Genomic DNA, 373 nt, shown 5'->3' with positions numbered 1-373 from the left:
GTAGGCGCGGCTAGCTTTTGCTAGCTGAGGAAAGTCCACGCACGCACAAGCTGCGATGCTTGTAGTGATCGTATTCAGCTCAATAAGCTGGAGGAAAGTTATTTAACTTTTACGGCGGAAAAAGTGCTAAATCTTTGGACATGCATTACTATCCTGAAAGTGCCACAGTGACGTAGCAAAATCAGAAATGATTTTGGTGGAACGAGGTAAACCCTGCGAGCGTGAAACCCAAATTTGGTGGGGGAGTTTCGATCTAAGGAAATGAACTAAAGATCGGGTTATTGCATTAGCAATAAAGATAGATGACTACTAATAGTGATTTTGCCAAGAATCACTGGAACAAAACGTGGCTTATAGAAATTCACACAGGCAG

General features: G+C 42.6%; 1 other RNA gene. It reads left to right on the top strand.

The window, feature by feature from the left end:
• Positions 1-359, top strand: an RNA gene (gene rnpB / locus EIZ39_RS26235) — RNase P RNA component class B; the annotation flags it as partial.
• Positions 360-373 lie beyond the last annotated feature (14 nt).

The sequence above is a fragment of the Ammoniphilus sp. CFH 90114 genome (genome assembly GCF_004123195.1).
Classification (GTDB): Bacteria; Bacillota; Bacilli; order Aneurinibacillales; family RAOX-1; genus YIM-78166.
This window is presented reverse-complemented; position numbering and strand designations above follow the sequence as displayed.